The 19,409-nt window shown below is 60.4% G+C and carries 19 protein-coding genes; 10 read left to right on the top strand and 9 right to left on the bottom strand.

The genetic code is table 11. From position 1 onward, the window contains the following. The first annotated feature begins 71 nt into the window (after positions 1-71). The gene (gene aroQ / locus QC815_RS04965) at positions 72-515 is read left to right on the top strand and encodes a type II 3-dehydroquinate dehydratase (RefSeq protein ID WP_309767276.1); all 444 of its coding nucleotides are present in this window, start codon (positions 72-74) and stop codon (positions 513-515) included. 10 nt (positions 516-525) lie between these two features. Here the strand turns inward: aroQ and QC815_RS04960 are convergent, their stop codons facing one another. The 6 genes from QC815_RS04960 to QC815_RS04935 all read right to left on the bottom strand — a co-directional run bounded on the left by QC815_RS04960 (position 526) and on the right by QC815_RS04935 (position 7,229). After that, positions 526-1,476, bottom strand: a complete 951-nt coding sequence (locus tag QC815_RS04960; protein WP_230445520.1) for an AEC family transporter — start codon at positions 1,474-1,476, stop codon at positions 526-528. Positions 1,477-1,550: 74 nt separating this feature from the next. Next, complete coding sequence (locus QC815_RS04955; RefSeq protein ID WP_230445521.1) at positions 1,551-2,429, bottom strand: shikimate dehydrogenase family protein; 879 nt, start codon at positions 2,427-2,429, stop codon at positions 1,551-1,553. After that, on the bottom strand, positions 2,426-4,312 hold the full coding sequence (locus QC815_RS04950; protein ID WP_230445522.1) for a bifunctional sugar phosphate isomerase/epimerase/4-hydroxyphenylpyruvate dioxygenase family protein: 1,887 nt from the start codon (positions 4,310-4,312) through the stop codon (positions 2,426-2,428). The genes QC815_RS04955 and QC815_RS04950 overlap by 4 nt, the downstream gene beginning before the upstream one ends. Before the next feature lie 28 nt (positions 4,313-4,340). Next, positions 4,341-5,606 (bottom strand): TRAP transporter large permease, encoded by a 1,266-nt coding sequence (locus tag QC815_RS04945; RefSeq protein ID WP_230445523.1) that lies wholly within the window; start codon positions 5,604-5,606, stop codon positions 4,341-4,343. After that, positions 5,603-6,100: a TRAP transporter small permease gene (locus QC815_RS04940; protein WP_066316440.1), complete on the bottom strand. Its 498-nt coding sequence runs from the start codon at positions 6,098-6,100 to the stop codon at positions 5,603-5,605. The genes QC815_RS04945 and QC815_RS04940 overlap by 4 nt, the downstream gene beginning before the upstream one ends. A gap of 88 nt (positions 6,101-6,188) precedes the next feature. Continuing rightward, the gene (locus tag QC815_RS04935) at positions 6,189-7,229 is read right to left on the bottom strand and encodes a DctP family TRAP transporter solute-binding subunit (protein WP_230445524.1); all 1,041 of its coding nucleotides are present in this window, start codon (positions 7,227-7,229) and stop codon (positions 6,189-6,191) included. Positions 7,230-7,396: 167 nt separating this feature from the next. Between QC815_RS04935 and QC815_RS04930 the strand changes: the two genes are divergently transcribed. From QC815_RS04930 to pcaG, 8 genes are all read left to right on the top strand, one after another. Then, a complete protein-coding gene (locus tag QC815_RS04930; protein ID WP_230445525.1) occupies positions 7,397-8,074 on the top strand; it encodes a TetR/AcrR family transcriptional regulator in 678 nt (225 codons plus the stop codon). A gap of 180 nt (positions 8,075-8,254) precedes the next feature. After that, positions 8,255-9,592, top strand: a complete 1,338-nt coding sequence (locus QC815_RS04925; protein WP_309767270.1) for a class-II fumarase/aspartase family protein — start codon at positions 8,255-8,257, stop codon at positions 9,590-9,592. A 178-nt stretch (positions 9,593-9,770) separates the two neighbouring features. Next, complete coding sequence (locus QC815_RS04920; protein WP_309767268.1) at positions 9,771-10,589, top strand: CoA transferase subunit A; 819 nt, start codon at positions 9,771-9,773, stop codon at positions 10,587-10,589. Continuing rightward, positions 10,589-11,362 carry a CoA-transferase subunit beta gene (locus QC815_RS04915; RefSeq protein ID WP_309767266.1) on the top strand — a complete coding sequence of 258 codons (774 nt, stop codon included), beginning with the start codon at positions 10,589-10,591 and terminating at the stop codon, positions 11,360-11,362. The genes QC815_RS04920 and QC815_RS04915 overlap by 1 nt, the downstream gene beginning before the upstream one ends. Positions 11,363-11,387: 25 nt before the next feature. Next, positions 11,388-12,590, top strand: coding sequence for a 3-oxoadipyl-CoA thiolase (gene pcaF, locus QC815_RS04910; protein WP_309767427.1), 1,203 nt, complete (start codon positions 11,388-11,390; stop codon positions 12,588-12,590). Between the two features lie 11 nt (positions 12,591-12,601). Beyond that, entirely contained in the window at positions 12,602-13,798 is a 1,197-nt protein-coding gene (locus QC815_RS04905; protein ID WP_309767264.1) for an alpha/beta fold hydrolase, read from the top strand. Between the two features lie 33 nt (positions 13,799-13,831). Next, positions 13,832-14,554 (top strand): protocatechuate 3,4-dioxygenase subunit beta, encoded by a 723-nt coding sequence (gene pcaH, locus QC815_RS04900; protein WP_230445529.1) that lies wholly within the window; start codon positions 13,832-13,834, stop codon positions 14,552-14,554. Positions 14,555-14,570: 16 nt separating this feature from the next. Beyond that, the gene (gene pcaG / locus QC815_RS04895) at positions 14,571-15,215 is read left to right on the top strand and encodes a protocatechuate 3,4-dioxygenase subunit alpha (RefSeq protein ID WP_309767260.1); all 645 of its coding nucleotides are present in this window, start codon (positions 14,571-14,573) and stop codon (positions 15,213-15,215) included. An 89-nt stretch (positions 15,216-15,304) separates the two neighbouring features. Here pcaG and QC815_RS04890 read toward each other — a convergent pair whose 3' ends face one another. The 3 genes from QC815_RS04890 to QC815_RS04880 all read right to left on the bottom strand — a co-directional run bounded on the left by QC815_RS04890 (position 15,305) and on the right by QC815_RS04880 (position 18,420). Next, the gene (locus tag QC815_RS04890) at positions 15,305-16,327 is read right to left on the bottom strand and encodes a TRAP transporter substrate-binding protein (protein WP_309767258.1); all 1,023 of its coding nucleotides are present in this window, start codon (positions 16,325-16,327) and stop codon (positions 15,305-15,307) included. An 84-nt stretch (positions 16,328-16,411) separates the two neighbouring features. Then, positions 16,412-17,380, bottom strand: coding sequence for a PDR/VanB family oxidoreductase (locus QC815_RS04885; protein WP_309767257.1), 969 nt, complete (start codon positions 17,378-17,380; stop codon positions 16,412-16,414). Further along, entirely contained in the window at positions 17,377-18,420 is a 1,044-nt protein-coding gene (locus QC815_RS04880; RefSeq protein ID WP_309767425.1) for an aromatic ring-hydroxylating dioxygenase subunit alpha, read from the bottom strand. The genes QC815_RS04885 and QC815_RS04880 overlap by 4 nt, the downstream gene beginning before the upstream one ends. A gap of 174 nt (positions 18,421-18,594) precedes the next feature. Here QC815_RS04880 and QC815_RS04875 point away from each other — a divergent pair, with 174 nt between their 5' ends. Next, a complete protein-coding gene (locus tag QC815_RS04875) occupies positions 18,595-19,272 on the top strand; it encodes a GntR family transcriptional regulator (protein ID WP_230445533.1) in 678 nt (225 codons plus the stop codon). Positions 19,273-19,409 lie beyond the last annotated feature (137 nt).

The following is a 19,409-nucleotide window of genomic DNA, read 5'->3' as shown; positions in this document are numbered from 1 at the left end:
AATAACACGTTATAATGGCTATACGAGTTTATACATGATGACGACGTGGTGCTGAGAAAGGATATCAATCAATGAGTCAGCCAAAAGTAACGGTACTTCATGGCCCCAACCTGAACCTTCTAGGGGTTCGCCAGCCCGATGTGTACGGGTATGAAACGCTGGACGATGTGAACAACGCCTTGCGCAACACCGCGATCATTACGGGCTGGGAAATCAACTGTTTTCAGAGCAACCATGAAGGCGAACTGATCGACGCGATTCATGCGGCGCGCCTCGATGGAACCCTGGCCATCATCATCAACCCGGCTGCCTATACCCATACGTCCGTTGCTATCCTGGATGCGCTCAATGCCTTTGAAGGCAAGGTGATCGAGGTGCACATTTCCAATGTCCATAAGCGTGAAAGCTTTCGGCATCATTCCTATGTATCGCTGCGTGCCGATGGGGTCATTGCAGGCCTTGGCACCCAGGGCTATCAAGCGGCGCTGGACGCTATCCTGGCATCAACCGAGTAGCCGCCAGTCGCTACATGATCAGCCATCCCTTGAGCGTCATACCCGCGATCATCAGGCTGAGCGTAAAGAAGGAGGCCACCGTCGCCACCAGCATGGCGGTGGCGCTGACACCCGCCAGGCCGTAGCGTTGGCCGAACAGGGGATAAATGCTGATCATCGGCGCGGCGGCGAACAGTAGCGCGCCGGCAACGTAAACCGGCTCTATATCGGGAATCAGCAGAAACGCCACGAGAACCGCCAGGGGATGAAGGATCAGCTTGCCGATCACGATCTGGCCCACGTCGCGCGCCATGCCCTTGCCGCGCAGCCCGAACAGCGACCCGCCAATCACAAACAGTGCCGCAGGCCCTGCCGCGTCGGCAAGCATGTGGATCGCTTTATCAACAGGGCCTGGTATGACGAGCCCGGTCAGCGCAATCAGTATGCCCACCGAGAGGCCAATCAATACCGGGTTTCTGGCCAGGTTTTGTGCTGTCTGACGAACGGTTTGCCACAGGCTGGCGCCTTGCTGATTGCCCATTTCAGCAAGGATCAGTGCTGCCGGAATAATCAGCAGATTTTCAATCAGCATATTCAGTGCCAAGAGCACCGCGGCGGGGGAGCCGATGACCATGGCGGCCACCGGGTAGCCAACGAAACCGCTATTGGCCGCGGCCATGCCCAGTGCCTGCATGGCGCTGACGTTGAGCGGTTGGCGCTGGAGCCGGTAGCAAAGCCACAACCCTGCGCTGAAAACGACGATGGAGCCCAGGCCGTAAGCGATCAGGTAGTCGAGTCTCAGTATCTCTTCCAGCGGCTGCTGGGTTAACGCGCGAATCACGAGCGCCGGGAGCGCGCAGTAGAGTACAAATACGCCCACCCCTTGCAACTGCTCGCGCTGGATAATGCCGCTCCATCTCGCTGCGTAGCCTACGCCAATCAGCAGGAATATGGGGGTGGTGATTCCCAGAATCGCGAGCATGGCAGCCCCTTGACGCATGAAGGCAGAGGATTAGGTTCGAATGGCGAATAAGTGTACGCTATTTCGCCGTCGCTTCATGGCATGGAGTGAATAGAAGGCGCGACCAGCTGCTCTATGTAATGGGTACGCAGCGGTATCACGTGCTGATCGATCTGGTTGGCGGGGATACGCCCGGCAGTGAAGAAACGAAAGGCATCCACGCCCTGAAACACGAACAGATCAACGCCGGAAAGCGTTCTGGCGCCAGCCTGATAAGCGGCGTTTAACAGCTCGGTGTGGGCGGGGATGTACACCGCATCAAAGACCCAGTGCTGCACGCCCAGCCCGGCGGTATCGATGGGGCAGCCGGGGTGGTTGATATGGCCAATGGGCGAGCAGTTGACCACGCCCTGCCAATGGGGCAGTGCTTGCGGTACCTGCGCTGACGTGATGCACGTCGCGTGAATGCCCATGGCGTTGAGGTCACGGCTGAGGTTTTCTGCCCGGGCGCTGTCATGCTCAAGAATGTGGATACAGCTGACCGCGAGTTCACCCAGCGCGCAGGCCACCGCACGACCTACCCCCCCGGCGCCGATCAGTAGCACATCGCCCGCTGGCCGATCGCCGAAAGAGTGGCGGTAGGCGCTGATGAAGCCGGTGTAGTCGGTGTTTTCAGCGCGCAGGCCGCCTTCATCGAAAAGTAGCGTATTGGCGGTGCCGACCCGGCGTACGCCCTCACCGCGAATATCGGCCAATTGCGCGGCTTTTTCCTTGAAGGGGAAGGTCACGTTGGTGCCCCGGTAGCCCTCAGCGCGCAAGGTGTGTATGGCATCGGGAAAGTCAAAACCCTCGACGCCCAGGCTATCGACCAGGTCGTAGCGTACCGACTCGCCCAGTGACGCACCCAGGCGCTCATGCAAATCCGGGGATTGCGATTTGGCAATGCCCTCGCCTACCAGTCCGAGTTTGATCATGCTTGGGTGTCTCCCGACGTGTGGTCTGGTGTTTCTGACGCCATGCCGTCAATTTCCGCTTCCAGGCGCTGCTGCGCGGTGACGCGCACAAAGGCATTGGGTGCGCCCAGCCCTTGGTAGCCTTCACGCTGCACCAGTTCGAAGAAGAACGCCTGACGGCCGGGCTGGGTATACAGCTGATGAAAGTCGCCGTCGTTGTCCTGGTCAAAGAGGATATGATGATCCTTCATCCACTCAAGAGTTTGCGCCGGCAGGTCGAACCGTGCGGCCAGGTCACGGTAGTAGTTACCCGGAATCGGCAGTACCGGCGTGCCTGCCTGCTGGAGCGCTGCGCTGGTATCGCGCATGGAGCTAGTGCGCAGGGCGACGTGATGGATCCCCGAGCCGCCGTACTGTCGGACGAAGCGGTTGCTGGCAGTATCCGGCGAGGCGCTGGCGTTAAGCGCCAGGCGAAAGCGGCCGTTATGGTTCTGCAGCACCTGGCTCTGGATCAGGCCGCGGGGGTCGGTGACATCGAAGGAGGGCGTTGGCGCCAGCTGGAAAATAGCGCGGTACTGCAGCATCAGCGAGAGGTAGTCGTGGTAGGAGAGCGCCACGCTGATATGGTCGATATCCACCAGCGACCCCTGAGGAACCGGCTGTACATCGACAGGGAACTCGCGGTCCCAGGTGCGGCTAAGCTGCGAGTCGTCGATGATATAGGAGAGGCTGCCATCCACATTGCGCAGCGCGCTCATGCGGTGGCTGGCACCCACCTCTTCAGGCTCGACAATAGCGTAGCCAAGCTTGTCTGCCCGCTTGAACGCCTCATAAGCGTTGCCCACGCGCAGGCCGATGGCGGTGATGGCGGTGGCATCGCGCCCGGGCGCGCGGCCGGTGAAGCTCGCGTCAGTGTTGAGCACCAGGTTGACGTCACCCGCCGCCCAGCGTTCGGCGTTAAGCGAGTGGTGACGGCCCACGCAGGCCATGCCCAGCGCGGTAAGCAGTTCGCGTAGCGAGGCTAGATCGTCAGGCTCGACGGCGATTTCCAGAAAAGCGACCGACTCGATCGGCTGCGGTGCGGGAATGCCGCTGTCGGCCTGCATGCTGCGCAGCAAATGATACGAGCGCAGCCCGTCCCGGGCCGTCTGGTCGCTGTGACCCATGCGGAACACATCGTTGAAGATCTCGTGTGAGAGCGGTCCGTCGTAACGGGTTTCCTGCAGCATGGTCATGAAGCTATCCATGTGCAGCTCACCCTGCCCAGGGAAGCAGCGATAGTGGCGGCTCCAGGACAGGTGATCCATGGAGAGACGTGGCGCATCGGCGGTCTGCACCAGGAAGATGCGATCCCCTGGAATACGGCCGACGGTGCCAAGCTCGGTCTGGCGGGAGAAGATATGGAAGGTATCCAGCACCAGGCCGACATTGGGGTGCGCGGCGCGGCGCACCACTTCCCAGCTGTCGCGGTAGTCGTGAATGTGCCGGCCCCAGGCCAGTGCTTCATAAGCCACGCGCAGATTACGTTGTGCAGCACGCTCGCCCAGCGCATGGAAGTCGTCGGCGGCGCGGCTCAAGCCCGGTAGCGAATCGGGATGAACGGTACTGCATACCATCAACAGGTCCGTGCCGAGTTCTTCCATCAGGTCAAACTTGTGCTCGGCGCGGTCAAACGCCCGTTCCCGCGCGCGCCCCCGGAGACCTTCAAAGTCGCGAAACGGCTGCAGGGTGACCAGCTTGAGCCCGCGGGCACGAATCAGCTCGCCCGCCTCTCGCGGCGTGCCGGGAAACGCTGTGAGGTCGTTTTCAAACAGCTCAAGCCCCTCGAAGCCGGCCTGGGCAATGGCGTCGACCTTCTCTTCCAGCGAGCCGCTCAGGCAAACCGTGGCGATGGATGAGTACATGGCATCACGCTCCTTTGATTGATGAACATCAGTAGCCCGCCAGGCGCGGCAGGAAGGTGACCAGCTCGGGCACGAAGGTAATCAGCAGCAGGATCAGGAACTGCACGGCCAGCATGGGCAGAATGCGCCGGATAATGGCCCCCATCCCCACACCGGAAACCGAGTCGGCCACAAACAGGCAGAGCCCCATGGGCGGTGTGATCAGCCCCATCATCAGGTTGAAGATCACCACGATGCCGAAGTGCAGCGGGTCGATACCCAGCGCCATGGCGATGGGGTGCAGAATCGGCACCAGTACCAGAATGGCGGCGATGCCTTCCAGAAACAGGCCCACCACCAGCAGCAGCAGAATGACGGCGATCAGGAAGGTCCACTGGGTATCGATGCTCATCAGCGCCCACTCGGTGAGCATGTTGGGCACGCGTTCGAAGGTGAGCACCCAGTTGGCCGCCGCGACGGCGCCCATGATGACCATGATCACCGCGCTGTCACGCATGGCACGGGCGAAGATGCCGGGCAGATCCACCAGCTTGATATTGCGGTAGAGCACCACGCCCAGCATCAGCGCGTACACCACGGCAAAGGCCGCCGCCTCGGTGGGCGTGACGATACCGGCGAGAATCGACCCGACCACAAACACCGGCATCAACGCGGGCAGCAGGCCGTGGAGAAGGGCGTGGCGGCGTGACGGCTGTTCTGAACGAGTGGCGCCCAGGTCGCCGGCGAAAAAGTAGACGTAGATGGAAAGGCCCAGCGCCAGCAATAGCCCGGGTACGATACCCGCCAAAAACAGCCCCGGTACCGAGACACCCGACACCGTAAGCGCATAGATGATGACCGGAATGCTCGGCGGAATAATCGGGCCGATCACCGACGAGGCCGCTGTGAGTGCAGCGGAGAAATCGCGGGGGTAGCCTTCTTTCTCCATCGCGGGGACGAAGACCCGCCCCAGCGCCGAGGTGTCGGCAATTGCAGAACCCGAGAGGCCGGCAAAAATCACCGACGCCCAGATGTTGACGTGCGCCAGCCCCGCTTTCAGACGGCCGACAATGGCAGTGGCCAGGTTGATAATGCGGTGTGTAATGCCCGCTTCGTTCATCAGCTCGCCGGCCAGAATGAACAGCGGTATCGCCAGCAGCGGGAAAGAGTCCATACCGCCGAAGAACTGCTGCGCGACGATACGGATGTGGTAAGGCAAGTCACCGGTACCCATCAGCACCGTCAACGTGCCGAGGATGGCAAAGGCAAACGGCACCCCAAGCAGGATGAGCGCCAAGAGCAATATAAATATCACGATGCTGCCTCCTCATCGGCGTGCCTGGTCAAGCGGCGTGCGCCCATTACCAGGGCAGAGACGCTGAGCAGCCCGCCGCCAACCAACATGGAGGCTTGAAAGAGCCACATCGGCATCCCGGTGCTCGACGATGTACGCCCACCTCGGGAGGCGATGAACTCAACCGCCGACATCATCAGGCCGATGCCGATCACCAGTACCGCCAGGTCGACGGCGACGGCCTGCCAGCGCACCCAGCGCGGCGGCAGCAGGCGGCGAATCAGGTCAAAGCCGATGTGCCTGTCCTGCAGGTAGGCCCAGGACATGCCAAACATCAGGCCATAGATCATCAGGTAGATGGCGGTGTCTTCTCCCCAGGTGATGGAAGCACCGACGGTATAGCGCGCAAAGGCATTGCCTGCGACCAGTAGAAAAATCAGGATCATGGCAAGCCCGGCCAGGCTGCCATTGAACAGGATCAGGCCACGATGTAGCCGGGCAAGAAGATGAGACATGAAAGCACCTTCGATCGTTAGTCAGGTACGCAGGGTCGCGGGTGAGCCCTGAAGGGCCCACCCGCAAAGCGCTTTGGTCAAGCGGGGGTTAGAAGCGTGCGGCTGCATCTTCCACGGCGGAAGAAAGACGTTCGATCCACTCGGCATCATCGCCCAGCTCATCGCGCAGATATGCCTGAACCGGTGGCTGAGCCGCTTCGCGGAAGGCCTCCATCTGCTCGGCAGTGGGCTGGGTGATTTCCATGCCCTCGGCTTCCAGCTTGGCGATACCCTCTGCCGAGTTGAACTGCTGAATGGCACGGCCGGTAGTGCCGGCGACCACAGCGGCGCGCTTCACGGCGGCCTGTTCTTCTGCGCTAAGCGACTGGAAGATCTCATCGTTGATCAGGATGTGATCCACGCCGTAGACGTGGCGATCCAGCGTGAGGTAATCCTGAAACTCGTAGAAATTGTTGCCGTAAATCACCGAGATAGGATTCTCCTGGCCGTCGACCACGCCGGTGGCAAGCGCCGTCGGCACCTCACCCCAGGCGATACCCTGCGGTTCAGCGCCCAGTCCCTCTACCATTTCCTGATAGAGCGGAATGGTTTGCACGCGGAATTTCAGGCCTTCCATGTCTTCCGGTGAGTGGATCGGACGCACGGAGTTGGTGAAGTGGCGAAAGCCCGTCTCGCCGTAGGCCAGCGTACGCAGGCCGGTCTCTTCCAGGCAGTGCTCGGCCAGGGCGGTGCCGAATTCGCCGTCCATCACTTCCCAGGCCACCGGCGCAGACGGGAAGGTATAAGGAATATCGGTAACGGCGACGGCTTCGCAGAAATTGGCGTAGGCGCCGGAAACCATTGAGATGGTGATGGTGCCATCCTGAGTACCTTCGATCAGCTCGGTCTCACCGCCCAGCGAGCCTGCGGGGTAAAGCTCCACGGTAAGGTCGGTTTCGGCTTCCACCAGGTTCTTGAATACCTGCCCGGCGGCGCCTTTTTTCGAGGTCGTCCAGTCATCCGGGTCCACGTGAGCAAAGCGCAGCGTCTGCGCGGAGGCATGCGCCGCGCCGATAAGCGTGGCAGTGGCGATGGCAGCGGTCAGCGTGCGTTTAAGGGACACGTTGGCGGTAGCGAGTGGTAAAGACATTGTTGTTGTCCTCTTGTCGGGCCGTTGTCATGGGGGTGAAAAAGCCTTGAGCAAAGGCGTGCCAGGCCAGTTCATTCTGTCCTTTTGAACAATGTACGAAATGGTACGTTCAGTCAAGCTATGGCATACTAGACAAAAGACGACCATGACAATAAAAGGCATGCTCCATGACAGCGACTTCGGCAACGGCCAGCCCTAAAGGAACGCGACGTCGGCGCAAGAATGACCCCGAATCCGTGCGCGCCGATATCCTCGCGGTAGCCACCCGTGAATTTTCCGAAAAGGGGCTCTCGGGGGCGCGGATCGATGAGATCGCCGAGAAGACCCGCGCCTCCAAGCGCATGATTTATTATTATTTCAGCGATAAAGAGACGCTCTACCTGCACACGCTGGAGGCCGCCTACCAGAAGGTGCGCCTGCAGGAAGCCGAGCTTGACCTGGATCACCTGGCCCCGCTCGAGGCGCTCTGTCGACTGGTGAGGTTCACGTTCTGCCATCACGCCAAGAACCCTGACTTTATTCGCCTGGTGATGATCGAAAATATTCACCACGGCCGGTTTCTGGCGCAGTCCGAGCTGATTCAGTCGCTCAACGCAGGGGTGATTGATGTGCTTGGTAATGTCTATTCGCGGGGGGTTGCAACGGGCTGTTTTCGCGAGGGTCTGGACCCGAGGGAGCTGCACTGGCTGATCAGCGCGCTGTCATTCTTCAATGTCTCAAACCAGCACACCTTCTCGCGTATTTTTGACTGGCAGCAGACGGCGCCAGAGAACCAGCAGAAACTGGAAGACCACGTGACCGATATGGTGCTGCGCTACGTAAGGGTCGACCGGGAAGCGCCCTGATCGATGACGTAGGTCACCGATCATGACGATGGCGGGCACGTCAGTGATTGCAAGTTAGCGTCTGCCTATTTAGCGTATAGTTCGAAGCGCGAACATCTGTGCAAATTCGTTCCTGCCGAGTCGTGACTTTGTGAACGGTGCTGCGGGTTCTGAACAACGCTAACAGGAGGCTTGACGCCCATGCCGGCCGGATTTTTAAAGCACCCCTTCATGAGCCAGCGCGCCGTCGCTGAATGTGACGACGACGCCATGGTTCGCGCCATGCTGACCGTTGAGTTGGCCCTGGCCGAGGTTCAGGAAGCCAGTGGCGCCATCCCGCATGGCGTGAGCCAGCAAATGCGAGAACAGCTTGCGCGTGCCGACCTTGATGCCTCAGAGATTGCCCAAGGCATCGCCAGCGGCGGCAACGCGGCGATTCCCTTCGTCAAGCAGGGCCGTGCGCTGCTCACCGATGATCTCAAGCGCTACTGGCATCAGGGGGCGACCAGCCAGGACGTAGTCGACTCCGCGCTGATGCTGCTGCTCAAGCCACGCCTGGCAGCACTCGATGAGTTGCTCTTGCGCTGTCGTTCGGCCGCGCTGGCGCTGATGGAGGTGCACATCGACACGCCCATGGTGGGGCGCACCCTGATGCAGCAGGCGCTGCCGATGACCTTCGGGGTGAAGGTGGCTCACTGGGCTATCGGTCTGGAGCAGGCGCGCCGCCGTTTATTCGCCGTCGAGCTTCCCGTGCAGTTGGGTGGGGCGGTCGGCGTTCACTCGGGGTGGGATACCCTCGGGCTTGAGTGGATGGACGCCTTGGCCGGGCGGCTAGGCCTGGCGGTGCCGGTGCTGCCCTGGCATACCGATCGCTACCCGATCCATGCCCTTGGCACGGCGCTGGATGCCGTCGCCGGAGCCGCCGAGAAAATCGCCCTGGATGTGTCGCTGCTCACCCAGACTGAAGTCGGCGAAGTCGCGGAACCTACCGCGCCGGGAATGGGGGAGTCATCCTCGATGCCCCACAAGCGCAACCCGGTACGCAGCGCGCTGATTCGCGGCGCGGCGCGGCAGGTGCATGGCCATACCAGCGTGCTGCTAAACGCCGCCGCCCAGCCCCTTGAGCGGGGACTAGGCGAATGGCATGCGGAGTGGGCGCCGCTTACCGAGAGCGCGCTGCTGGTCGAAGGCGCACTGGAGCAAGTGGCGGTGTTGCTTGAAGGGTTGGAGGTGAACCCTGCCAACATGCACCGCAACCTCGCGGCAGCCGGCGGCGGCATCATGGCCGAGCCGGTGGCGCGGCTGCTGGCTCCCACGCTGGGCATGGAGCAAGCCAAAGCGGTCAGCGCGGAAGCAGCTGAAACTTCACGCCGGGAAGCACGCCCCTATTCAGAGGTACTGGCCGAGCATCCTGATGTGAAAGGGGCCGTTAATCCCGATGCGCTGCGGGAAGCCTGCGACCCCGCTTTATACCTTGGTAGCAGCGCCGCCCAGGTCATGCGCACCAGGAAATGGCTCGCGTCCTCGTCAGCGCATTGAAAAACAAAGCGTTAAGTTCGGCTGTGGACGGGACGATGGATCCGGGCGCGCGGTTGGTGGGTGCCGCCGGGTTTGACCCAATGAGCATTCGGCAGTAACTTGTTCGTATGAAGAATCTATGTTCGCCTAACGAACAATTACCGATGAGTCAGTAATGTCCAGCTAAGAGGCACCCATCATGGCCGAGTTTCTCAGCTTGCATGACGCGGTAGCGCGCTTCGTCGAAGACGGCGCTACCGTTGCCATGGAAGGTTTTACCCACCTGATTCCGTTTGCGGCGGGCCACGAGGTGATTCGTCAGAAAAAACGCGACCTCACGTTGATCCGCATGACCCCCGATATCATCTACGATCAACTGATTGGCGCGGGCTGTGCCAAGAAAGTGATTTTCTCCTGGGGCGGCAACCCCGGCGTGGGCTCGCTGCACCGCCTGCGCGATGCGGTCGAGAAAGGCTGGCCGCATAAGGTCGAGATTCTGGAGCATAGCCACGCCGCCATGGCCTGCGCCTTTGAGGCAGGCGCGGCGGGGTTGCCGCTGGCGGTTTTTCGCGGCTACATCGGCAGCGAGCTGCCCAGCGTCAACGACCAGATCAAGTTCATCGAGTGCCCGTTTACCGGGGAGCGCCTGGCCGCCGTGCCGTCGGTGCGCCCGCATGTGTCGATCATCCACGCCCAGCGGGCGGATCGGCAGGGCAACGTGCTGGTGGAAGGCATTGTCGGCGTCCAGAAGGAGGCGGTACTGGCGGCCACGCACAGCATCGTCACGGTGGAAGAGATCGTCGATGACCTTGATGCACACCCCAATGCCTGCGTGATTCCCGGCTGGGCTGTCAGCGCTGTTGCCGTTGCGGAAAAGGGCGCGTTGCCATCTTACACTCACGGCTACTACGACCGCAGCAACCGCTTTTATAAAGAGTGGGATGCCATTGCCCGCGACCGTGACACCTTCACTCAGTGGCTCGATGAGCACGTCTACACTGCTGGGGAGAAAGCCTGATGAGCCTTGAATACACCTCTTCTGAAATGATGTCGGTCACCGCCGCACGAGCGTTGACAAATGGCATGACCTGCTTTGTGGGCATTGGCCTGCCGTCGGAAGCCGCCAATTTGGCGCGACTGACCCATGCCCCCGATGTGGTGCTGATTTACGAGTCCGGTACGCTGCAAACCAGGCCCGACGTATTGCCGCTCTCGATTGGCGACGGCGAACTCTGTGAATCGGCGCTGACTACCGTGGCGGTACCGGAGATGTTCCGCTACTGGCTGCAGGGCGGCAAAGTCGACGTGGGCTTTCTGGGCACCGCGCAGATCGACCGCTTTGCAAACCTCAACACGACGTTGATCGGCGATTACAAAGCGCCCAAGGTACGCCTGCCGGGCGGTGGCGGCGCGCCGGAAATCGCCACCAACGCCGGTGAAGTCTTTATCACCCTGAAGCACTCCAAGCGCGCCTTTGTGAAAGATGTCGACTTTGTCACCACCCTAGGCTTTGGCCGCGACGGCAAGGGGCGCGACAACGTGCCCAATATCGGTAAAGGCCCCACCCGCGTTATCACCGACCTGTGCGTGATGAAACCCGACCCGGCCACTAACGAGCTGGTCGTGGTGTCACTGCACCCAGGCGTCAGCCGTGAAGACGTGATTGACGCCACCGGCTGGGAAGTGCGCTTTGCCGAACAGCTCGCAAGCACGCCAGAACCCAGCGACAACGAGCTTGAGATCTTGCGTGAGCTCAAAGCACGCACCGAGCGGGCCCACGGGGGCGAATAAGGAGCTTGTCATGAGCAATGTCGAAATGAACGACGTCTATCTCTGTCACCCGCGTCGTACGGCTGTCGGTCGCTTTGGCGGTACGCTTGCCAGCGTGCGCCCGGATGATTTTGCCGCGACGATTTTCAAGGCCGTACTGGCGGAAGCGCCGACTCTCGATCCCGCAGCGATCGAAGAAGTCTTCATGGGCTGTGCCAACCAGGCCGGTGAAGATAACCGCAACGTGGCGCGGATGTCGTCGCTGCTGGCGGGCATTCCTGCCTCGGTGCCCGGTACCACCATGAACCGCCTGTGCGGCTCGGGGATGGACGCGGTGGGTACCGCGTTTCGCGCCATTAAAGCCGGTGAGATGGGGCTGACGCTGGCAGGCGGCGTGGAGTCCATGTCCCGCGCGCCCTACGTCATGGGCAAGGCCGATAGCGCCTTTGCCCGAGGACAGAAGATTGAAGACACCACCATCGGCTGGCGCTTCATCAACCCGCTGATGAAGAACGCCTTCGGCGTCGAGTCCATGCCGGAGACCGCCGAGAACGTCGCCGAGCAGTTCGACATTTCCCGGGAAGACCAGGACGCCTTTGCACTGCGCTCCCAGCAGAAAGCCGCCGCGGCACAACAGGGCGGACGTTTCGCGCAGGAAATTACTGCCATCGAGATCCCCCGCCGCAAGCAGGAACCGCTGATCTTCGATCAGGACGAGCATCTGCGGGAAACCACGTTCGAGAAACTCGCTGGCCTGCCCACGCCCTTCCGCGATGGAGGCAGTGTCACGGCGGGTAACGCCTCGGGCGTCAACGACGGCGCCGCCGCCATGCTGGTGGCCAGCGGCGCGGCGGTCAAACAGCACGGCCTTGCCCCGATGGCCAGAATCATCGGCATGGCCACGGCAGGCGTCGAGCCGCGCATCATGGGCTACGGGCCGGTTCCGGCCGTCAACCGACTGCTGGAACGCACCGGTGTACGCCTCGATGACATCGATATTATCGAACTCAACGAAGCTTTTGCCGCCCAGGCACTGGCGTGTATGCGCGACCTGGGGCTGGCCGACGATGATCCTCGCGTCAACCCGAACGGCGGCGCGATTGCCTTGGGGCACCCGCTGGGCATGTCCGGAGCCCGCCTATTGCTGACCGCCGCCCATGAGCTGCAAAACAGCGGCAAGCGCTATGCGCTGTGCACCATGTGCGTAGGTGTGGGTCAGGGTATCGCGACGTTGATTGAACGCGTTTAACGGAGACCGTCATGGCATTTCATAGCATCAATGGCCGCAGCGTCGCGTACCGGCTGCTCGGCGCAGACGTAAACCCGCTGGTTGTGCTGGCACACCCGCTGGGCATGAGCCAGGCGGTATGGGACGACGTGATTCCCGCGCTGCTGTCCCGCTACCGGGTGCTGACCTGGGATCTGCCCGGTCACGGTGCCAGCCAGGCGGTCAGCGACGAGCAGATCACGCCCGCTGATTTAGCCGCTGAGGCGCTGGCATTGGCAGAGCTGGCGGGCGCTGAGCGCTTTCACTTTGCCGGTACCTCCATTGGCGGTGTCGTCGGCCAGCAGTTGATTGCTGCGCATGGCGACCGCCTGCTCTCCGCGACGCTGACCAACACCGGCGCGGTGATCGGCAACCCGGAACTATGGAACACCCGTGCAGGCCGCGTGCGCCAGGAGGGCCTGGCGGCGCTGTCTGAAGAAATCGTGCCGCGCTGGTTTGCCCCGACGGCGTTTGAGGCAAGCCCCGCTTTGAAAACCGGCTGGTGCACCCAGATGGGCCGTGGCGACGATGAGTCCTACGCTCAGCTGTGTGAGATGCTTGGCCGCGATACGTTCACTGGGAAGCTCTCGGGTAAGAGCGCCCTTCATAAGGTCGTTCCTAATAAGGTCAAAGTACAGCTGTTTGGCGGAAGCGAAGATCTGGCCACGCCGCCCGCGACGCTGGAAGCCCTGGCGGCAGAGCTCGATGACGCACCGCTGGAGATTTTTGACAGTGTCGGCCATGTACCCTCGGTAGAAGCCCCGGCGCTGTTCGCGCAAAAGCTCCTCGGGGTGCTGGCCACGGATCTGGGCGACGTGGCCAACCATGGCGTGGCGTACGCGACCGGCCTGGAAACCCGCAAGCAGGTGTTGGGCGACGCACACGTTGAGCGTTCCACCGCCAATGCGAACAGCCTGGATGCCCCCTTCCATCAGATGATTACCCGCCTGGCCTGGGGCGAGCTGTGGAGCAACGATGATTTAACCCGCCGTGAGCGCAGCATGATCACCACCGGGATTCTTGCCGCGCTAGGGCGCGAAGAGCTCACACTGCACTTGAAAACCGCCCAGCGTATTGGCCTAACGGAGGCGGAGTTGCGCCAGGTGCTGATGCACGTGGCGATTTACGGCGGCGTGCCAGCCGCCAATCACGCCTTTGCCCTCGCTAAAGAGTTGGGTTGGGGTGAATAGGCGAGACATGTTAACGAACGAGAGGTAAGGGTGATGAGCCACGACAACAAACGCTTTGTAGCACGTGACCGAGATTGGCATCCGCCTGCCTATGCCCCGGGCTATAAAACCTCGGTGCCACGCTCGCCGCAGCAGGCGCTGGTGAGCATGCAGCAACCCACCGTGTCTGAACTGACTGGCCCCGATTTCAGCCATCTGCGCATGGGGCCCCACGATAACGACCTGCTGATGAACTTTTCCCAGGGGGAGGGGCTGCCCCAGGGGGAGCGAATCATCATGCATGGTCGCGTCGTCGATCAGTTCGGCAAGCCCGTGCCGCATACCCTGGTCGAGATGTGGCAGGCCAATGCCGGCGGCCGCTATCGGCATAAAAAGGACGCCTATCTGGCGCCTTTGGATCCCCATTTCGGCGGTGTCGGGCGCTGCTTGACCGACGATCAGGGTTTTTACCGTTTCCGCACCATCAAGCCCGGCCCCTATCCCTGGCCCAACGATGTGAATAGCTGGCGCCCGGCCCATATCCATGTCTCGGTGACCGGGCCTTCAATCTCTACTCGTTTGATTACGCAGATGTATTTTGAAGGTGATCCGCTGATTCCGCTTTGCCCCATTGTGCATACGCTCAGCGATCCTGAGGCAGTGGACACCATGATCGGCCGACTCGATATGGCGCACAGTAAACCGATGGACTGCCTTGCCTATCGCTTTGACATCGTGGTGCGCGGCGAGCTGCAAACTTACTTCGAAAACCAGTAAGGCCAGGGGGATCATCATGCAACAACCCGCTATTCAACCCAACACCCAGCCAGCCAGCGAGCTGATGCTGCGCGAAACGGCGTCGCAAACCGCCGGCCCCTATGTGCATATTGGTCTGGCGCTCGCCGCAGCCGGTAACCCCGTACGGGATGAAGAGATCTGGAACGAGATGGCCAAGCCCGACGCCGAGGGTGAGCCTATCGAGATCGTGGGCACCGTGATCGACGGCAATGGTGACCTGGTGCGCGATGCGTTTCTAGAAGCCTGGCAGGCCGATGCCAACGGCAACTACCAGACCGATTACGACCTCGGCAAGCCGTTCAACAGCTTCGGCCGGACCGCTACCACCTTTGATCACGGCAGCGAGTGGTCGCTGACCACCATCAAGCCCGGCGCGGTGAAACACCCCAGCGGGCAACTGATGGCGCCGCACATTAACCTGGCGGTCTTTGCCCGGGGGATCAATATTCACCTGCAAACACGGCTTTACTTCGATGATGAGGTTGAAGCGAACGCCCAGTGCCCGGTGCTTACGCGTATCGAATCGCCGACGCGCCGCCAGACCCTGATCGCCAGGCGCGAAGAGGTGGACGGCAAGGTGCGTTATCGCTTTGATATCCGCCTGCAGGGCGAAGGCGAGACGGTATTTTTTGATTTTTGATACATGCCTGAGGTGCATGCAACGATGAGGGCAGCCAAATGGCTGCCCTTTTCAGTCTGGAAATAAGGAAGACGCCCTCTATTGTTACGTTACGCAGAGCAGCTTTGCTTTAACTCCATTGCGGCGTTGTAGATGTCGTTGGCAGCGCCGCCAATGTCTTCCAGGTAGTCATCAATGGTTTGCTGCAGCACCGGGCCCCATTCAGGGTCTTCCAGCGCGTCTTCGATGACGACGAACTCATGCCCTGCCTCGGCGGCTTCTTCGCGCCCTTGGCGTATCATCTCGTCGTAAACTTCCGCCGCGCGAAGCGACCACTCCAACCCGCTGTGGTCATCGATCACCTGCTGCAAATCAGCTGGCAGGCGGTCGTAGCTGCGCTGGCTCATGGTGGCGAACAGCGAAAGGTCATAGAGAGGAACTTCGGTATGGTACTGCGCCAGTTCGTTCAGCCGGAAGGTCTTCATGCCTTCCCAGTTGAAGCTGAGGCCGTCGACGACGCCACGCTGCATGGCGGTAAACACATCTGGCGCTGGCATACCCACCGCCTGGGCGCCCAGGCGTTCGAACATGTCACCCACCACCGGCGTAGGGCGGCGTAAGCGAAGCCCCTCAAGGTCTGCCGGTGTTTCAATCCGTTGATCCTTGGTATGCAGATAACCTGGGCCGGTCGTGAACAGGAACAGAGGGCGCGTGTCGGCGTACTCCTCCTCAAAGTGGCCTTGGTCGTAAAGTGATTGAAGGATACAGGCACCCTGGCGGGCACTTGATGATACCCCCGGCAGCTCAACGACCTGGGTCAGAGGAAAGCGGCCTGCCGTGTACCCTTGGGCGGAAGCGCCAATATCAGCGATGCCCATCACGGCGCTTTCATAGGTCTTGTCAGATTTGGCGAGGGTCTGGCTGGGGAAAATTTCCACGCTCAACTCACCGTCGGAAGCCTCTTCGACGCTTTCCGCCCAGGCCTGAAACAGCTCGCGGTCGATCATGGAGCCGCCCGGCCAGACGTGTGCCACTCTGAGGGTGGTACTGGCCTCCACGGTGGAGGCGGCAAGTGACGCGGCGAGTACGCCAAACAGAGTTGCCTTGGCCAGGGGGCGGGACTGTTTTTTCATTGTCGTTATCCTCATATCTAGTCAACGGGAGTACGTTGTTGTGATTGTTCTTGAGATGGTTTTTGAGACGGCTTTTATGGTGGCTTAGAGATCCAGCACAAGCGTTTTGCTCTTGGCTCTGGAGCAACAGGGTGTGAACTGATCGTTGGCCGCGTGTTCATCGTCCTCCAGGTATAGATCCCGGTGGTCGGGTTCGCCTTCAAGCACACCGGTCAGGCAGGTGCCGCAGACCCCCTGCTCGCAGGACACCATGATTTCGATGCCATTTTCAGCCAGCACCTGGTGGACGGTTTTATCGGCGGGGATGGTAAAGGCCGCGCCGCTGCTGGCAATGCGTACCTCGAAGCTGCCGTCGTCTTCTGAGGTGGTCTCCGCACCGGCAAAGTACTCGGTGTGCAGCTGCTCGTCTGGCCAGCCACACCGTTTACCCGTCGAGATGACGGCGTCGATAAAGCCGCCAGGGCCGCAGACATAGACCTGGGCATCAGCGTCTGGCTCACCGAGCAGTTTTTCCAGGTCGAGGGCTGGGGACGCGGTGTCATCGTCCAGGTAGAAGTGCGCTTTATCGGCAAAACTTGATGCCTCGATACGCTCGCGAAAGGCCATGCGCTCGGCGGAGCGTGCACAGTAGTGCAGTGCGAAGTCTGTCTCGGTGCGCGCCAGCCGTTCTGCCATGCACAGCAACGGGGTGATGCCAATCCCGCCCGCCAGCAGATACGTTCGCTTAGCTGGCTTGAGCGGGAAGTGGTTTTTAGGGGCGCTGATGAGCAGGAGGTCGCCCTCTTTCACCTCATCGTGCATGGCGACGGAGCCTCCTCGGGAGGCTTCGTCTCGCAATACGCCGATCAAGTAGCGATCCCGTTCCTCCGAGTGATTGCACAGCGAGTACTGTCGTATCACGCCCTCCTTGACCTGCACGTCGATATGAGCGCCTGCGCTAAAGGGCGGAAGCGGACGGCCATGAGGGTCGGCAAGCTCGAAGGTGGCGATGCCCAGCGCCTCCTCATGGCGAGCTTTTACCTCGACAATAAGCGATAGAGAGGGGTGGCTCATGCCGTTGCCTCCTGGGGTTGCTCGGCCTGCTCCTCTTTTAAGATGCGATCAATAATGCGGCGCGCTTGTACGCCCCCACCGTCAATATTGAGTTTCAGCAGTTGGCGGTCGGGGTAGAGCAGCAGGTTGCGCTGCTGTGCCTCGAGCATCTCAAGATCCTCTTCGAAGATCTTGCCCTGACCCTCGCGAATCTTATCGGTAAGCGCTTGGTCTTCCGGCTTGAAGTTGCGAGCCATGCCCCAGAAGTACCAGATAGAGGTATCGGTCTCCGGGGTGATAAAGTCGACCACGATACTTGAGGCTTTGACATTGGCCGGTGCGTTGGCCCCGCCATTGCCTGCGTGGGCTACGCCGACGTCGATTAACACATGGCTGGGTGGGGTAAAGCGGCAGATCTGCCAGCGGTCTACGGGCACATCGTCAGCCAGCCCGTTCCCCTTGAGGGCGGCCTGCCAGAAAGGCGGCGCGGGTATGTTTTCCATTTCACGGCTGGTGACCACTTCATCGCCGTTTACCGTTGTGTCCGGCGCCGCCTCTTCTATCTCGGGTTGGCCAATGCTGGAGGCATGCACATAGGTCTCATGAGTAAGGTCCATGAGGTTGTCGATCATCAGGCGATATTCACACTGAATATGGTAAAGGCCGCCGCCATAAGCCCAGTCGGGATTATTGGCCCAGTGCAGCTCGGGAATCAGATCAGCGTCAGCCTTTTCGGGGTCGCCCGGCCAGATCCAGATAAAGCCATGACGTTCTTCAACGGGATAGGCGCGGTTGCTTGGAAAGCCGCGAACCCGCTGACCGGGCATGCTGTCGCATTTGCCGCTGCAGTTCATCTCGAGGCCGTGGTAACCGCACACCAGCTTGCCATCACGGACAAAGCCCAGTGAGAGTGGAGCGCCGCGATGAGGACAGAAGTCCTCCACGGCAGCAACGCGACCTTCATCGCCGCGGAAGAAAACTAGTTGCTTATTGCAAATAGTTCGCCCGAGCGGCTTGTTGGTAAGCTCATCAGGGGTGCAGGCGACGTACCATGTGTTCATTGGGTAGGGGGCTTGTTGTGTCACGGTCAACTCCTTCTTGGTATTGTTGATGGGTATTTGAATCATTGTTATTGGATCCAAAGTAAAGGCTAGAAGGGTTTTTACCGTCAACCTATACTTTCGTAGCGTGCGCTAACGGGTCGCTAAAACTTGTTGATATGAGAGAAAAACCACATGAGTGACGACGATAAAAGCCTGGTCAGTCGGCTCCGCAAGCTGATAGGTGCGGGCCACTACCACCCAGGAGAGCGTCTTGGGGAAGAGGCGGTAGCCGAGCAGTTCGGTGTTTCAAGAACGCCGGTGCGCCTGGCGTTTCGCACGCTGGAGCAGGAGGGATTGCTCCAGCGTGCGGGCAAGCGGGGATTTATGGTGCGTGAGTTTACTCAGGCCGATGTTCACTGCGCCGTTGAGGTTCGCGGGGTGTTGGAGGGGCTGGCCGCCCGACGCCTGGCGGAGCGGGGCATGCCGCAAGATGTGGCCGAGTCACTGGGTTTTTGGATCCAAAAAGGCAGGCGGCTACTGGATAAAGGGTACCTGTTGGAAGCCGATATCAATCAATGGAGCGATATCAATTCACACTTCCATGGCAGCATTGTGGGGGCTGCCGATAGCCGTGTGGTGGCCGATGCCATTTCGCGAAATAACCATCTTCCTTTTGCTGCCGCCGACTCCATCATTATCGATAGCGAGGATTTGGCGCGAGAGTTCAAGAAACTGCAGCTGGCCCAGTTTCACCATGAGCTTATATTTCAGTCGCTTAAGTCAGGGGAGGGTGCCCGTGCGGAAATGTTGATGCGTGAGCACGCGCTGATTGGGCTGCGTTATCCCGAGCTGCTGGCTGATAACCCCTGAAGCGAAGAGTCATTTAGTTTCAATGTGTAATTAAACCAAAGTATAAAATATTTAAAATTCTATTTAATCAATAGTTTGGATTATCTCAATCAGATAAGACCTCCGCCTTAATTGACAGGTGGAGGTTTTTTTTGCAG

The organism is Vreelandella gomseomensis, from assembly GCF_031451645.1.
Lineage (GTDB): Bacteria > Pseudomonadota > Gammaproteobacteria > Pseudomonadales > Halomonadaceae > Vreelandella > Vreelandella gomseomensis.
Note: the sequence above shows the minus strand (reverse complement) of the source record. Positions and strands in the feature narration are given on the sequence as shown.

Bases quoted from the DNA above. Each gene is read 5' to 3' on its own strand.
- QC815_RS04930 (WP_230445525.1), top strand. From the start codon at position 7,397: ATGACAGCGACTTCGGCAACGGCCAGCCCTAAAGGAACGCGACGTCGG.
- QC815_RS04935 (WP_230445524.1), bottom strand. From the start codon at position 7,229: ATGTCTTTACCACTCGCTACCGCCAACGTGTCCCTTAAACGCACGCTG.
- pcaF (WP_309767427.1), top strand. From the start codon at position 11,388: ATGAACGACGTCTATCTCTGTCACCCGCGTCGTACGGCTGTCGGTCGC.
- QC815_RS04920 (WP_309767268.1), top strand. From the start codon at position 9,771: ATGGCCGAGTTTCTCAGCTTGCATGACGCGGTAGCGCGCTTCGTCGAA.
- QC815_RS04890 (WP_309767258.1), bottom strand. From the start codon at position 16,327: ATGAAAAAACAGTCCCGCCCCCTGGCCAAGGCAACTCTGTTTGGCGTA.
- QC815_RS04875 (WP_230445533.1), top strand. From the start codon at position 18,595: ATGAGTGACGACGATAAAAGCCTGGTCAGTCGGCTCCGCAAGCTGATA.
- QC815_RS04950 (WP_230445522.1), bottom strand. From the start codon at position 4,312: ATGTACTCATCCATCGCCACGGTTTGCCTGAGCGGCTCGCTGGAAGAG.
- QC815_RS04915 (WP_309767266.1), top strand. From the start codon at position 10,589: ATGAGCCTTGAATACACCTCTTCTGAAATGATGTCGGTCACCGCCGCA.
- QC815_RS04955 (WP_230445521.1), bottom strand. From the start codon at position 2,429: ATGATCAAACTCGGACTGGTAGGCGAGGGCATTGCCAAATCGCAATCC.
- aroQ (WP_309767276.1), top strand. From the start codon at position 72: ATGAGTCAGCCAAAAGTAACGGTACTTCATGGCCCCAACCTGAACCTT.
- QC815_RS04960 (WP_230445520.1), bottom strand. From the start codon at position 1,476: ATGCTCGCGATTCTGGGAATCACCACCCCCATATTCCTGCTGATTGGC.
- pcaG (WP_309767260.1), top strand. From the start codon at position 14,571: ATGCAACAACCCGCTATTCAACCCAACACCCAGCCAGCCAGCGAGCTG.
- QC815_RS04940 (WP_066316440.1), bottom strand. From the start codon at position 6,100: ATGTCTCATCTTCTTGCCCGGCTACATCGTGGCCTGATCCTGTTCAAT.
- pcaH (WP_230445529.1), top strand. From the start codon at position 13,832: ATGAGCCACGACAACAAACGCTTTGTAGCACGTGACCGAGATTGGCAT.
- QC815_RS04925 (WP_309767270.1), top strand. From the start codon at position 8,255: ATGCCGGCCGGATTTTTAAAGCACCCCTTCATGAGCCAGCGCGCCGTC.
- QC815_RS04885 (WP_309767257.1), bottom strand. From the start codon at position 17,380: ATGAGCCACCCCTCTCTATCGCTTATTGTCGAGGTAAAAGCTCGCCAT.
- QC815_RS04880 (WP_309767425.1), bottom strand. From the start codon at position 18,420: ATGAACACATGGTACGTCGCCTGCACCCCTGATGAGCTTACCAACAAG.
- QC815_RS04905 (WP_309767264.1), top strand. From the start codon at position 12,602: ATGGCATTTCATAGCATCAATGGCCGCAGCGTCGCGTACCGGCTGCTC.